Genomic DNA, 13,331 nt, shown 5'->3' on the forward strand with positions numbered 1-13,331 from the left:
CCAGTCCTTTTGTTTTGCTTTAAAATCTTATTTCTTTTCTCTCAGGTATTTCAAAATAACTTCTATCTTCTTTGCCGCATTTTTTCTGGCTTTCTGATACTGTGCCACCATATCATCAAAAGACTGATATTCAGCCTCCCCACGATGATCTTCCAGCTCATAATTCTGTTTCAGATAACTGCCAAAATATCTGCTCAGCTTTTCTGCCCCGAGAACATTCAGATGATCGCCGTTGTCCAGACTGTCTTTTTCCCAGTCAATACCCAGTTCCTCTGTCATCAGATTGAAATCCACATAAGCCGCACCCATCTGCTCTGCATATTCCGTCAGAGTATTATGCTTTGCATAATTATAGTTATGTGGAGACGGTGCACTGTAAAGAATCACAGAGCATCCTTCCTCTTTGCACATCTTAACGATCCTGTCCATATAAAATCTGACAATTGGCGATATTTCTTCTTTCCTGTCGGTCTTTTCCATGTAGTCTCCGCCGGTGTAAGGTTCCACTATATCACGGACAACAAAACCCTTATAATACACCTGCTGCTTTTCCGGACCCATGACCCAGTTCTGCCACATACTGTGAAGCAGAAATACCGGCAAATAATAATTTGCTGTCTGTGCGATCATTTTCTGTATTCCCTCAGAAACACTCTGTGGCTGAAACATACTGTTTGTCTCAAATACCACGATCTTTGGTTTCTGTGTACGAAGAGCTGTTTTGAGCATATAATAGGTTTCTTCTATTTCCTGTCCTGTCTGTCCGCAGACAAAGGAAGAAATCCCATCCTGCTGCCAGATCTCCATAGGAGAAAACGTTGTATAGCTTTCGCTGTCTCCCAGCACCAGTACATCTATACTGTCATTTCTTTCACTCTGAATATTGACCCAGGGTCTGTTTCTCGACTGTACAAACTCTGGATAGTTTAGAGCCATACTTTTAAAGAAAGCAGACAAAGCAAGAAGCAGAATAAGAAATATCACCAGGTGTACTGCTGCCTTTTTGACAGTTCGCTTTTTTTCTTTAAAATCCTGCATAGATCAAATCAACCTGCTGATAGCCCGTACCATAAGCGCCCAATACTATCACTGCAAAAATCAGAGCATAATAAAGCATCCAGCGCACCGGGAACTTCATTTCCTGCAGTTTATCCCAGTTCAGCAGTTTCCTTTCTTTTAGTATATCTGCCACAGCAACAACAAGGATCCCAAAACCAGCTGCCAGAAGATCCGCTGCGTTCAGACCAAGGCCAAGAAGTGTTCCATCCCAGAGTCTGTAGAATTCAAATCCATGAAAAATACTCCGGAACATATGAAATCCGGCTGCTGCTCCATTTGCCCTGAAAAACATTTCGCCGGTAAAAATGATCACCCATGTCTTCAGAATCTGCGGTACTCTCCAGTACAACGCCTTACAGTCCAGATGAAATCTGTCAAGAACCTTCTCACGAACCGGGGAAACTGCCTCTCCTGCCAGAAGGATCACAAAATAATACATTCCATAAAGAATGTAATTCCACTGTGCCCCATGCCATAAGCCATTGCACATCCATACCGGGAATAATGTCATGGCAAAAATACCCATCTTGGTCAGATATTTCCCGAAATGTTTTCTTGCAAAATGATTCCACTTCTTTACCAGACCGGAAACCGAAACAGGATAAAAGACATAGGCTTTAAGCCATGCACCAAGGGTAATATGCCATCTTCTCCAGAATTCTGAAGCATTTCCTGAAAAAAACGGCTGCCTGAAGTTCTCCGGAAGGTCTACGCCGAATAAATTTCCACTTCCGATAACGATATCCATACAGCCGGAAAACTCCATATAAAGCTGAAGCGTATAGGCGATGGCGGCAACTATGATCATCACGCCATGGTAGTCTGTATAGCTGTCAAAAATCGCTGTCACCACAACAGAAAGTCTGTCTGCAACCACGATCTTTTTGAACATTCCCCATGCAATACGGACAATTCCCTTTACAAGATTCTGGCTCTGAACCGGTCTGCATTCCCAGAGAGCATCTGCTGTATCCTTCCAGCTGCTGATCGGTCCCTCCATAATCTGTGGAAAGAATCCAAGGAAAAGTGCCACCTTCGCCCAGTTATGCTCCGCTTTGATCCTGCCCCAGTATACATCGGCCATATAGCCGATTGCCTCAAGTGTATAAAAGGAAATACCGATAGGAATAAGAAGCTTCTGTGGTTCCAGGTGAAAGTCCTTCCCTGCTGCCATGGCGATTCTGTTCATGTTCTGAATAAAGAAATTGCAGTATTTTAAATAGGCCAGGATTCCAAGTAAAATAATGATCCCGGCCATAAGTACTCTCTTTTCTTTTGCTTTGTACTGTTTTTTTATGGCAGAACGTTCTTTGGAAGGAAACTCCTTAGCCCTGGCTCTGCCAGTTTCCTTCAGGTGCTCCATCCAACGCCCTGCGCCGTAGATCAGTCCTGAAACAGCGATCAGATATAGCACCATCCACCGGCTGAAGGACCAGAAAAAAAGATATCCCGCCAGGATCAGAACTGCTCTGCGCATCTTTTGTGATGAAAAATGATATACGAGAACTACCAGCGGCAAAAATACAAACAGATATAACTCTGTATGATATGCCAGACCCATATTAATTCTCCTGTAATCTCTGGATCATCTTCCACATGGCATCTGCGGAGTTAAAGTTTTCCGGAACGATCTCGGATGCATCAATCTCAACCTCGAACTGATCTTCCAGTTCAGAGATCAGGCTGATCACACCAAAGGAATCCAGAATACGGTCATCGATCAGAGCAGTTTCGTTTTCCCAGTCTACAGTATCATCAATATCATTTAAAATCTCAAGTAAAGTTTCCATTATTAGTTTTCCTCCATATTCCATTTATAAGTCTGATAAGCTTTTCTTATCTGTCTGAATCCTTCTTCTTCATTATACAAAAGGATCCTTGGAAGACTGTGGCTCAGAAACAGCAGCATCCCCTCCATAGAAGAGTAGGCTCCGGTTTTCTTAAATACCAGAATGTCTCCCTCTTTTGGCTCTGTAAGAGCCAGCTTCTGTACCATAATGTCATTCACGGTACAGAGACTTCCGCAGATTGTCCAGTTCTTCTCTTCTCCCTGTCTCTTCTCTGCAAGAATCTCCATCGGCGGCTCATACATTCCTCTGATCTGTCCGTCATAATTAAGCTGGTGGATCCCGCCGTCTGTGATGCAGTAGTTTTTGTCATCACTGGATTTGACATCCATGATCTTTGTAAGATAATATCCGCAGTCTGCCGCAAAGGCTCTTCCCATCTCAAGAGTGACCCTTCCCGAGAATTTCATCTGCTCCAGTGTCTGTACGATCTCCATAAGACCATCCTCACCGACTGCCCTGGACGGATCAAAATAGGAAACCGGCAATCCCGGACCATATTCCAGTTCTTCTGGCTCAAATGCGTATTTCTCTTTCAGTTCACCGAGAAAAACATCCAGCTTTTCCAGTTCTTTCTGGATTTTGCTGACAGAACGCTTCTGTGTGCCGGAGAAATAGTGGATGCCACGGATCCTGAGAAACGGATATTCCGCTCTGTGTTCGATCAGTCCCTCTATCGTCTTCTGATCCATTCCAAACTGGTTTCCACTGGTCAGTCTCGGAAAAACAGAAATTTCCTGTTCATGTTCTATTGCCCATGTTTTCAGAAGTTCAAACTGCTGCAGGGATTCGGCTGTGTACAGACACGCATTTCCATACTTGTCCAGAACCGCATTCAGCTTCCCGGGTTTTTTGAGGACACCGGACACTAATATCTTCTCCGGTGCAATGCCCTGCTCCTCGCAGATTGCAAATTCACCCATGGAACACACCTCGATACGGTCTACAAGCTGCTCCATCACTTTTACAAGAAACGGATTTGCCTTCATTGCATAACAGAGACCTGCCGCCTTTCCCAGTGTATTCTCAAGACGCCTGGTAGTTTCTCTTAATTCTTCTTCATGAAACACATACAAAGGTGTCCCAAATTCTGCTGCCTTGCGCAGCTCTTTTGTCTGCATTTCCATCAGCTCCACTCCTGTGCAAGATATTTACGGTCAATCTTACCATTTTTGTTGAGAGGCATTTCCTCAATCCTGCGGATCTTGGCCGGAATCATATAGATTGGAAGGAAACGCTTGAGTTCCTGATGAACTTCCTTCTCATCCATGTCACCGGTATAAAATCCCAGGAGCTTATTGCGTTTTGTATCGAACAGACAGCAGCATCTTGAAACTCCGTCAAGCTTCTCAAATGCTCTTTCGATTTCCTCAAGTTCGATCCTGTGACCCATATGCTTGATCTGGAAATCTTTTCGTCCGGCAAAATAAAGATTCTCATCCTCGCCAAAATACCCAAGATCACCTGTACGGTAAAATCTTGTGTTTCCTGTTTCGCCCGGAACTGCTCCTGTGACAAATCTTCGAGCTGTTTCCTCTTCGTTGTGATAATAACCATCAGCCAGAGACTCACCGGCAACACAGATTTCACCGGTCTTACCGGATTCTGTGATGTCTGCTCCCGTCTCATCAAGAAGAAATACGGTTCTTCCGTCAAACGCCCTGCCTGCCGGAATCACCTCTCCGTCCTGAAATTCCCGTTCTACCGGATACCAGGTACAGTTACAGGTAATTTCAGATGGCCCGTACAGATTGATGAATTTTGTCTGCGGCAGAGCCTGCTGCCAGAGCCGCATCTGTTTCACCGGCATGACTTCGCCGCTGAACATGATGATCCTGGCATCTTCGGGAATCTTATATTTCAGTCCCTTGAGGGAAGAAATCAGACAAAGTGCAGAAACTGCCCATACCATAACGGTCACCTTCTTATCGCAGAGATAATCCAGAAGCCTCGGCGGAAGAGAAAACAGACGCTTCGGTACCAGTACCAGTGTTGCTCCTGTCGTGATCGCAGAATAAATATCCTTTACAGAAACATCAAAGTCAAACGGTGCCTGATTCGCAATACGATCCTGGTCTGTGATCTCAAACTGCTTTGTAAAATGACCAATGAAATCTATCACGGCCTGCTGGCTGACTGCCACACACTTCGGTTTGCCTGTAGAACCTGAGGTAAAAATTCCATACAGAAGATCTGTACTGTCCGCCGTAGAACGTCTCTCCATCAGCTTCTCGACATCCTGTTCTGTAAGAGATGCCTCTGTACGTTCCTGATCCAGAAGATAAATTTCTCCCTGATAACCGGCATCCTCAAGCTGGTTCTTATATGTACTGTCTGTAAGCACCAGATCCGTCTTGAGGACACTTAAGATATCCTTCAGTCTCTCCAGTGGCTGCTCCGGATCGATCATTACATAAAAGCATCCGGCATAGACTATACCAAACATAGCTGCAAGGACCTCTGAGCTTTTTTCTCTGAGGATCGCAACAGGTCTTCCCGGCATTGTCTTATCCAGAAAAGAAAGGCCAAAGTGTCTCGCCTTATCCAGAAGTTCCTGATAGGTAAACTGTACTGTCCCATCATCCACTGCTGTTTTATCAGGAAATCTCTCAGCTGTCTTTTCCAGATATTTCAATATATTATCCATTACTTATTCACCTGCCTTTACTAAAAACATCTAAAAACATTTTCACATAATAATATTACTATTTTCTGAATAATTTCTTAAATTTCATGATGTTCGGAATTTTTTTATACAGAAAACTCGTTACTGTTCATTCCGTTATCCACGCATCAGCATCTTCTCCGCTTATTGACAAAATAATTCAGAATTCCTCCGCCTACAATGATCGCCATTGCAACTGCGACCACTCTCTTGGCTGCTTCCTGCGGAAGCTGACTCTTGGAACCGATAGAATCCGAATAAAAAGTCAGCGTATAGTCAATCTCATGGGGTGCTCCCATCGCTGTCGTGTCTGCGATCACCGACACTGGCTCATCCAGTGCAAGGATCGGGATCTCAAACACGGAATTCATTCCCTCCTCATTCGTCGGCAAATACTTCTCTCCATCCACGATCATATAATCATAATTGGAACTGCTCCACTGGATCCTGGCATACCCGTGTCCATCCTCCACAGTAAACAGTGTCGGAGACGTCACGCTTGCTTTTCCGCTTCCTCCCTCGAGATCCACCTGGATAGAATATTCTCCATCTTCGCTGTTAAATTCAACAGCCTCTGTTCCCGCGGTATTCTGTGCTGCCAGACAGACAGACGGCATAACATCGGCAGATAAAAGTGCTGCCAGAGAACAGACTGCCAAAATTTTCCTACATTTATGCATTACCCTAAACTCCGTTTCTTTTCGTTAAGAAATACGTTACAACAGTAAGTTACTGTTCACTCCGTTCACAGTAACAGAAATACTATAACACAGCAAATCATACATTGCAAACCCTATGCGATTCTAGTATAATAAAAAGAATGTGACTGATTTACATTTTTACATTATCAAATTTTTTAGTATAAACAGGAGGTTTTTTACCAATGAAAGGAACATTATATGGCGTAGGAGTCGGACCTGGAGATCCGGAATTAATGACACTGAAGGCGATCCGCATGATCCGCGAGAATGAGATCATTGCTGTACCAGGTGCAGATGTCAAAGACACGGTTGCCTACAAGATTGCAGTCCAGGCAGTGCCTGAACTGGCAGACAAGGAACTTCTTCCGATCTATATGCCAATGACACATGATGCAAAAGAACTGGAGGAAAATCATGAAAAGGGAGCCAAAGCACTGGAAGTCTGTCTTGATCAGGGCAAAAACGTTGTTTTCCTGACTCTTGGAGATCCTTGTGTATATTCTACCTTCTCCTATCTCCAGCATCGTGTGGAGGCAGACGGATATCACACAGAGCTTGTAAGCGGAATCACCTCTTTCTGTGCTGCCGCTGCCCGTCTGAACGTTTCTCTTTCTGAATGGAACGAACAGCTTCATATCGTACCGGCTGTACATCGTCTTGACAACGATCTCAGTGAATCCGGAAATTACGTTCTTATGAAATCCGGCAAAAAAATGAATCAGGTCAAGGAAATCCTTGCAAAGAGCGGCCGCGATGTCCTGATGGTCGAAAACTGTGGTATGCCGCAGGAACACATCTACAGAAATGTTGAGGAAATTCCGGATGATGCAGGTTATTATTCCCTGATCATTGCAAAGGAGAAGAAATGATCGAAACCAGAAATCTGACCAAGACCTTTGATGATTTCACTGCTGTGGATTCCCTGAACCTTACGATCGAAACCGGAGAATTTTTTGGTCTCCTCGGTCCAAACGGCGCAGGAAAAACAACAACGATCAGTCTTTTATCCACCCTGCTCCTTCCCACAAAAGGGGAGATCCTGATCGATGGCCAGACACTGAAGAGAAACCGTCCGGATCTGAAACGCAAGATCAGCGTGATCACTCAGGAGTATTCCATGCGCCAGGATATGACCATGGACGAGATCATGGAATATCAGGGAAGGCTTTATTTCATGCCCCGCAAGGAGATCCGGAAGCGAACAGAAGAACTTCTGGAGTTCTGTGACCTGCTTAAATTCCGTAAACGTACCGTCCGCAAACTTTCCGGCGGTATGAAGCGCAAACTGATGGTCTGCCGTGCACTTCTGACGGACCCGGAGATCCTTCTCCTCGATGAGCCGACTGCCGGAATGGACGCGCTTTCCAGACGACAGATGTGGAATCTTCTGCGCAAGCTGAACGGAAAAAACCTGACGATTCTTCTGACCACACACTATATGGAAGAAGCACAAAATCTCTGCAACCGCGTAGCTCTGATGGATCACGGTAAACTGGAAGAAATCAATACTCCTACCGGTCTGATCGAAAGTCTCGGGGCCTACACAGTCGATGAACCGGGTGCTGACGGAAGTACTGTAAGCCATTATTTCCACAGCCGTCAGGAGGCCATCGCCTTTCTGTCCTCCCTTACAGGACAGGCTTCTCTTCGTGAAACCACTCTGGAAGATGTTTTTGTGGAGCGGGCAGGCCGTCATCTGATGCCGTCATAAAGGAGGAGCAAATGGGAATTATAACAATTTTATGGGAAAAATGGGTGGAATTCCGCAGAGATTTCTACAAGATCACACTGGCAGCCATGATCGCACCTCTGATGTATCTTGTTGTGTTCGGAATGGGAATCCAGACAACGTCCCACGGACAGCCGTACCTGAATTTCCTTATCCCGGGTGTCGTATCTCTGACAACGATGAACGGAAGCTTCAATGCCATTGCCCAGAATCTGAATGTCCAGAGATTATATGAGAAGGCCTTTGATCAGGTCATGATCTCACCGACGCCTCTGTGGCAGTTTATCGCAGGGCAGATCATCGGCGGAAGCCTTCGTGGATTCTATGCCGGAGGTGTGATCCTGATCCTGACTCTGCCGATCGATACCGGACTTATTTTTAACGGATGGTCTTTTCTGGTGATGTTTTTAAACGGAGCTGTTTTTTCTGCAATAGGCGTCGTGGTTTCTTTCCTCGCCAAAAACCATGCAGACGTACCGCGTTTTTCCAACTACATCATCATGCCGATGGCTTATCTGTGCAACACCTTCTTCTCCACAGAAAAGCTTCCCGGGTTTATCGGAAAGTTTGTATCTGCACTTCCGCTTTCCCAGACCAGTCATCTGATCCGAAGCATTTCTGCCGGTGAAGGATTTGCATTTTCAGGGATTGTGATCCTGCTTGCCTATCTTCTCGTATTTACAGCGATCGCATCCTGGTTTATCTATAAGAAAAAAAATCTTTAATAAATAACACAAAAGGGAAACTGTACAGAAATCTTCTGTATGGTTTCCCTCTTTTTGTCGTACGATCTGTTTACCGTCTCCTGTCTGCCAGCTCATAAAGATACGTTTCAAAACAGATTCCTTCGTTTCGGTCTGTTCCCTCTTTTACTGCATCATGGATTCCTTTTGCAAGGAAATTGACCGCCTTCTGTACTGATAAAGCGATATCTCTCCCCTTGACCATATCGGCACAGAGTACAGAAGCAAACAGATCTCCCGTTCCGGAATAACTGCCGCCTTCTTTTTTGGTTGTTATCCAGGTCTGACTGTTTTTCTGACAGATCAGATTGCTGATACATTTCTGTCCGTCTTCGCTTTCGTGACTGATGCCTGTGATAACCGTCTCTGCCTGAAATTTTTCTGTAAGCAGCCTTCCTGTCTGCTGAATGTATTCCAGAAGTGCTTCCGTGCTTAAGTCGGCAAGCTTCTGCCATTCTGTATGCATCCCTCTGCTTCCATAAAGAAGCAGAAGTGCTTCCGTGACATTCGGCGTGATCACAGCCGCCTCCTGCACCAGAATCCGCATCTTTTCACATAATTCTTCTGTATAAACGGAATATTCCTCGCCATCATCACCCATGACCGGATCTACCAGAACCTTTGTCTCTGTACTTTTGAATCTCTGTATAAAATCCACTGCCTTCTCTGCCTGTAGTGCATCTGCCAGAAAACCGGTGTAAATGCCATCCGGACGGAAATGCATCTTCTGCCATTCGTCCATCAGAATATCCATGCGGTCTGTATAATCATCACAATAATAAGACGGAAATCCGGTCTGTGCACTCAAAACTGCGGTAGGAAGCGGGCACGCCTGCACTCCCATCACCGAGAGAACCGGTATTGCCGCTGTCAGGGAACATTTTCCCATCCCGGACAGATCATTGAGAACTGCAATTCTTTTCAAAGTATTTCTCCTCATCTTGCATTTTTTGCTATTCTGAATTAGAATAACACCTGAATGTACATCAAAAAAGAACCACTTTTATTCATTTTTTGGGGGACAGTTTATGAGTTTATCTTTACACCAGACTGACAAAAAAGAAAGTTTATATATGCAGGTTTATCATCATTACCGGGAACTGATCATGGAACGCCGTCTTCCTGCCAGAAGTCGTATGCCCTCCCTTCGCAAATGTGCTGAGGAATTGAATCTCAGCCGTACCACGATCGAGAGTGCCTATCTCCAGCTCGCCGCAGACGGCTATATTATTGCCCGGGCACAGAGCGGGTATTATGTGACCGATATCGCATCACTGGAGCCGGTACAGCCCAAACCCAGAAATGCCGCCCTGCCAGAGGTCCGGTACGATTTCGCCTCTGCCGGCGTTGACCGTGAAAGTTTTCGTTTTGATCTGTGGCAGCGGTATATCAAAAGTGCACTGCGCCAGAACGACAGACTTCTCTCCTACGGAGAGCCGCAGGGGGAAGAGGATCTACGACAGGTTCTCGCTGACTATGTCCGACAGCACCGCAATGTGGTCTGTTCGGCAGAGGATATTGTGATCGGAGCCAGTGTGCAGAGTCTTCTGCAGCTTCTCTGTCCTCTTTTGCGTGAAAGACAGACGGTATCCTTTCCAACACCTTCTTTTGTTCAGGGAAGTACTGTTTTTTCTGATTATGGATTTGAAATACATTATCGAAATAAAGACTGTGATATCATCTATGTCTCCCCGGCGCATATGACAAAATGGGGCGAGATCATGCCGGTATCCCGGCGTATGGAGCTGATCCACTATGCCGGAACAAAGGGCAGTCTCATCATTGAAGATGATTTTGAAAATGAATTTGTGTATCTCCAGAAGCCGACGCCTTCTCTTTTCGGTCTCGCAGGCGGACATAATGTAGTCTATCTTGGTTCCTTTTCGCGTCTTCTCCTCCCTTCGATCCGTATCAGTTTTATGGTACTGCCGCCATCTCTTGCGGACGAATACCACAGACGGGCCGACTATTACAGCCAGACTGCATCCAAGGCGGAGCAGATTGCTCTCTGCCAGTTTATCCGCGACGGTCATCTTGGTGCCCAGACAAGGAGGCTGAAACGTCTGTACTCCCAGAAGCTGAAACTGCTTCTCCATGAAGTCCGCGAAGTTTTTGGCAGCAGCTCACAGATACAGATCGGTGCCGCTGGAACCAGCCTTGCGCTCACGCTTTCCAGTCCCGCAGACGGCGCAGAATTAAAAAAGCAGGCACGGACCCGTGGTCTGCGCCTGCAGATATTAAAAGAAGAACCCGGTTTTGTAACCCTTCTTCTTTCCTGTTCTTCAATGCCCGAGGAGGATTTTGCACCTGCCTGCCATCTGTTGTCTCAGATCATGTCTGAACTTTCTTCTCCTGTCCCAAAGGCATAGAAGAAAATTCAGACAGTCCTCTTTTTCATTCTTGAATTTTTGTGCTTCAGTCTCTCCGGTTATCGATCATGTACAGCAGAGCATTACAGATACAGGCGGCAATATTACTTCCACCCTTCCGTCCTCTTGCAACAATATACGGCACATCTGCCTGCATGATCAGTTCCTTTGACTGCACAACATTGACAAACCCAACAGGAACACCGATGATCAGCTCCGGTGATAATTTTCCGTCCTCAATAAGTTCATAGAGGCGTACCAGTGCTGTCGGTGCATTTCCAATCGCAAAGATCAACTTTTTGTCAAGAGCGGCAGCCTTGTCCATGCTCGCTGTTGCTCTTGTGGTTCCATGCTTCTTTGCAAGCTCTGCCACATCCTCATCGGACATAAAACAGTATACTTCGCCTCCGTAACGGGCAAGTGCACGTTTGTTGATACCAGATTTCGCCATCTGTGTATCTGTGACTATACAGGCACCATTTCTGATTGCATCCATTGCTTTCTCTATGACATCCTGTGAAAAACAGAGATTTTTGGCATAGTCAAAATCTGCACTTGTATGGATGCAGCGCTTTACCACAAGTTCAGTTCCCGGGACAAGCGGGGTATCTCCAAGCTCTTCCGTGATGATCTCAAAGCTTCTTTTCTCTATGTCCATCGGCTTTACATTTTCAAGTTCAACCTTCATCAGATCGTCTCCTTTTCCGGTTCTATTCCTTCGTCCAGTATTTCGTAGATTTTTTTCATATCCAGATGTTTCCTCAGTTCTGCCGCCAGGATGTCATATTGTGACTCCTTAAACGCTGCAAAATCCACACCTTCCATCTCAGATACATCAATTCCTTTTTTGTCACCCACTGCCTTCACAAGCCCGAGTGCCACTTCTTCCCTGTCAAAGATCCCGTGTACATAAGTACCGCAGACATTGTGGTAAAAAGTACCTTCTCTTTTTTCCTTTCCGGTCACTGTGTCCTTCGTAAAGGTACTGGCAGCTGCACCTTCCTTCCAGGTGCTCTCTCCCATATGGATCTCATATCCTGTAAATGCAACCTCCCTAAGAGGTGCAAAGTCTCCCTCAAGCGAAAGGAAATGCCCTGTCACCTGTGTTCTCGTCTTCGTCTGGGCAAACACGGTATCCATCGGCAGAAGTCCCATTCCACGCATGGAACCGCCGGCTTCCACGCCGTGCGGATCACTCAGGTTCTCGCCCAGCATCTGATAACCGCCACAGACACCAAAGATCAGGGTTCCTCTTGCAGCTTCTTTGAGGATCAGTGCCTCCATTCCACTTTCGCGCAGCCATTTGAGATCATCCATCGTGTTTTTGGTTCCCGGAAGAAAGATCACATCCGGGTTTTTGAGATCTGACGGGTGCTGTACATAACGAAGCGAAACTCCCGGTATACTCTCCAGTGGGTTAAAGTCCGTAAAATTGGAAATTCTCGGCACACGGATAACCGCCATATCGATCATCCCAACTTCCTGAGGTCTGTCAAAACGCTCGGTAAGGCTGTCCTCATCCTCCACCTGAATATTAAGATATGGTGCAACTCCCACCACTGGAATCCTGCACTTGCTCTCAAGCATCTCCACACCCGGATCAAGAATGGTCTTGTCTCCGCGGAATTTGTTGATGATCAGTCCCTTGATCATATTTCTTTCATCTTCCTCAAGAAGCTCCACCGTTCCATAAAGCTGTGCAAATACACCTCCACGGTCAATATCTCCGACCAGAAGCACCGGTGCCTTTGCCATCTTTGCCATTCCCATATTGACGATGTCTTCTTTTTTGAGGTTGATCTCAGCCGGGCTGCCTGCTCCTTCTATCACAATAATATCATTCTCGGCAGCAAGTGCATCGAATGCCTTCATAATGTCCGGAACCAGTTTTTTCTTGTAGGCAAAATAGTCCCTTGCACTCATTGTGCCAAGAACTTCACCATTTACAATAACCTGAGATCCCACGTCATTCGTCGGCTTGAGAAGAATCGGATTCATAAGAACCGAGGGTTCGATTCCTGCTGCTTCTGCCTGCATGACCTGTGCCCTTCCCATTTCCAGTCCTTCTTTTGTGATAAAAGAATTCAATGCCATATTCTGTGACTTAAAAGGGGCCACCCGGTATCCATCCTGCCTGAAGATACGGCAGAGTCCCGCCGCCAGAAGGCTTTTGCCCGCATTTGACATTGTTCCCTGCACCATGATCGCTTTTGCCATT

Annotated in this window: 13 protein-coding genes; 4 read left to right on the forward strand and 9 right to left on the reverse strand. The window is 45.9% G+C overall.

The features are described 5' to 3' along the window. Nucleotides 1-27 precede the first annotated feature (27 nt). The 6 genes from LIR34_RS01465 to LIR34_RS01490 form a co-directional block, all read right to left on the reverse strand. A complete protein-coding gene (locus LIR34_RS01465; protein WP_173901729.1) occupies nucleotides 28-1,038 on the reverse strand; it encodes an SGNH/GDSL hydrolase family protein in 1,011 nt (336 codons plus the stop codon). Beyond that, nucleotides 1,025-2,620, reverse strand: a complete 1,596-nt coding sequence (locus LIR34_RS01470; RefSeq protein WP_244092141.1) for an MBOAT family O-acyltransferase — start codon at nucleotides 2,618-2,620, stop codon at nucleotides 1,025-1,027. The genes LIR34_RS01465 and LIR34_RS01470 overlap by 14 nt, the downstream gene beginning before the upstream one ends. A 1-nt stretch (nucleotide 2,621) precedes the next feature. Next, nucleotides 2,622-2,849, reverse strand: a complete 228-nt coding sequence (locus LIR34_RS01475; protein ID WP_161284447.1) for an acyl carrier protein — start codon at nucleotides 2,847-2,849, stop codon at nucleotides 2,622-2,624. Nucleotides 2,850-2,851: 2 nt separating this feature from the next. After that, a complete protein-coding gene (locus tag LIR34_RS01480) occupies nucleotides 2,852-4,033 on the reverse strand; it encodes an alanine racemase (RefSeq protein WP_173901728.1) in 1,182 nt (393 codons plus the stop codon). Continuing rightward, on the reverse strand, nucleotides 4,033-5,553 hold the full coding sequence (locus LIR34_RS01485) for an amino acid adenylation domain-containing protein (protein ID WP_173901727.1): 1,521 nt from the start codon (nucleotides 5,551-5,553) through the stop codon (nucleotides 4,033-4,035). The genes LIR34_RS01480 and LIR34_RS01485 overlap by 1 nt, the downstream gene beginning before the upstream one ends. A gap of 146 nt (nucleotides 5,554-5,699) precedes the next feature. Beyond that, nucleotides 5,700-6,251: a hypothetical protein gene (locus LIR34_RS01490; RefSeq protein ID WP_330585458.1), complete on the reverse strand. Its 552-nt coding sequence runs from the start codon at nucleotides 6,249-6,251 to the stop codon at nucleotides 5,700-5,702. Between the two features lie 203 nt (nucleotides 6,252-6,454). On the opposite strand from LIR34_RS01490, the gene cobI reads away from it, so the two are divergent. From cobI to LIR34_RS01505, 3 genes are read left to right on the forward strand one after another with little or no spacing between them, the layout of a single operon-like run. Beyond that, nucleotides 6,455-7,141: a precorrin-2 C(20)-methyltransferase gene (gene cobI / locus LIR34_RS01495; RefSeq protein WP_173901726.1), complete on the forward strand. Its 687-nt coding sequence runs from the start codon at nucleotides 6,455-6,457 to the stop codon at nucleotides 7,139-7,141. Continuing rightward, nucleotides 7,138-7,983 (forward strand): ABC transporter ATP-binding protein, encoded by an 846-nt coding sequence (locus LIR34_RS01500; RefSeq protein ID WP_161284443.1) that lies wholly within the window; start codon nucleotides 7,138-7,140, stop codon nucleotides 7,981-7,983. The genes cobI and LIR34_RS01500 overlap by 4 nt, the downstream gene beginning before the upstream one ends. A gap of 11 nt (nucleotides 7,984-7,994) precedes the next feature. Continuing rightward, complete coding sequence (locus LIR34_RS01505) at nucleotides 7,995-8,726, forward strand: ABC transporter permease (RefSeq protein ID WP_161284442.1); 732 nt, start codon at nucleotides 7,995-7,997, stop codon at nucleotides 8,724-8,726. A 70-nt stretch (nucleotides 8,727-8,796) separates the two neighbouring features. Here LIR34_RS01505 and LIR34_RS01510 read toward each other — a convergent pair whose 3' ends face one another. Then, a complete protein-coding gene (locus tag LIR34_RS01510) occupies nucleotides 8,797-9,669 on the reverse strand; it encodes a pyridoxamine kinase (RefSeq protein WP_243149045.1) in 873 nt (290 codons plus the stop codon). A gap of 103 nt (nucleotides 9,670-9,772) precedes the next feature. Here LIR34_RS01510 and pdxR point away from each other — a divergent pair, with 103 nt between their 5' ends. After that, nucleotides 9,773-11,113 (forward strand): MocR-like pyridoxine biosynthesis transcription factor PdxR, encoded by a 1,341-nt coding sequence (gene pdxR / locus LIR34_RS01515; RefSeq protein ID WP_173901725.1) that lies wholly within the window; start codon nucleotides 9,773-9,775, stop codon nucleotides 11,111-11,113. 46 nt (nucleotides 11,114-11,159) lie between these two features. On the opposite strand, the gene LIR34_RS01520 is transcribed toward pdxR, so the two are convergent. After that, on the reverse strand, nucleotides 11,160-11,801 hold the full coding sequence (locus LIR34_RS01520; protein WP_173901724.1) for a precorrin-8X methylmutase: 642 nt from the start codon (nucleotides 11,799-11,801) through the stop codon (nucleotides 11,160-11,162). Further along, nucleotides 11,801-13,330, reverse strand: a complete 1,530-nt coding sequence (locus tag LIR34_RS01525) for a cobyric acid synthase (RefSeq protein WP_173901723.1) — start codon at nucleotides 13,328-13,330, stop codon at nucleotides 11,801-11,803. The genes LIR34_RS01520 and LIR34_RS01525 overlap by 1 nt, the downstream gene beginning before the upstream one ends. Nucleotide 13,331 lies beyond the last annotated feature (1 nt).

Origin of the sequence: Blautia sp. MSK17_66 (assembly GCF_020538025.1) — a bacterium.
Classification (GTDB): domain Bacteria; phylum Bacillota; class Clostridia; order Lachnospirales; family Lachnospiraceae; genus Blautia_A.

What these genes read in the sequence shown, in the direction of transcription:
- LIR34_RS01490 (WP_330585458.1), bottom strand. Translation starts at nt 6,251, where the DNA reads ATGCATAAATGTAGGAAAATTTTGGCAGTCTGTTCTCTGGCAGCACTT.
- LIR34_RS01505 (WP_161284442.1), top strand. Translation starts at nt 7,995, where the DNA reads ATGGGAATTATAACAATTTTATGGGAAAAATGGGTGGAATTCCGCAGA.
- pdxR (WP_173901725.1), top strand. Translation starts at nt 9,773, where the DNA reads ATGAGTTTATCTTTACACCAGACTGACAAAAAAGAAAGTTTATATATG.
- LIR34_RS01525 (WP_173901723.1), bottom strand. Translation starts at nt 13,330, where the DNA reads ATGGCAAAAGCGATCATGGTGCAGGGAACAATGTCAAATGCGGGCAAA.
- LIR34_RS01520 (WP_173901724.1), bottom strand. Translation starts at nt 11,801, where the DNA reads ATGAAGGTTGAACTTGAAAATGTAAAGCCGATGGACATAGAGAAAAGA.
- cobI (WP_173901726.1), top strand. Translation starts at nt 6,455, where the DNA reads ATGAAAGGAACATTATATGGCGTAGGAGTCGGACCTGGAGATCCGGAA.
- LIR34_RS01465 (WP_173901729.1), bottom strand. Translation starts at nt 1,038, where the DNA reads ATGCAGGATTTTAAAGAAAAAAAGCGAACTGTCAAAAAGGCAGCAGTA.
- LIR34_RS01485 (WP_173901727.1), bottom strand. Translation starts at nt 5,553, where the DNA reads ATGGATAATATATTGAAATATCTGGAAAAGACAGCTGAGAGATTTCCT.
- LIR34_RS01475 (WP_161284447.1), bottom strand. Translation starts at nt 2,849, where the DNA reads ATGGAAACTTTACTTGAGATTTTAAATGATATTGATGATACTGTAGAC.
- LIR34_RS01480 (WP_173901728.1), bottom strand. Translation starts at nt 4,033, where the DNA reads ATGGAAATGCAGACAAAAGAGCTGCGCAAGGCAGCAGAATTTGGGACA.
- LIR34_RS01500 (WP_161284443.1), top strand. Translation starts at nt 7,138, where the DNA reads ATGATCGAAACCAGAAATCTGACCAAGACCTTTGATGATTTCACTGCT.
- LIR34_RS01470 (WP_244092141.1), bottom strand. Translation starts at nt 2,620, where the DNA reads ATGGGTCTGGCATATCATACAGAGTTATATCTGTTTGTATTTTTGCCG.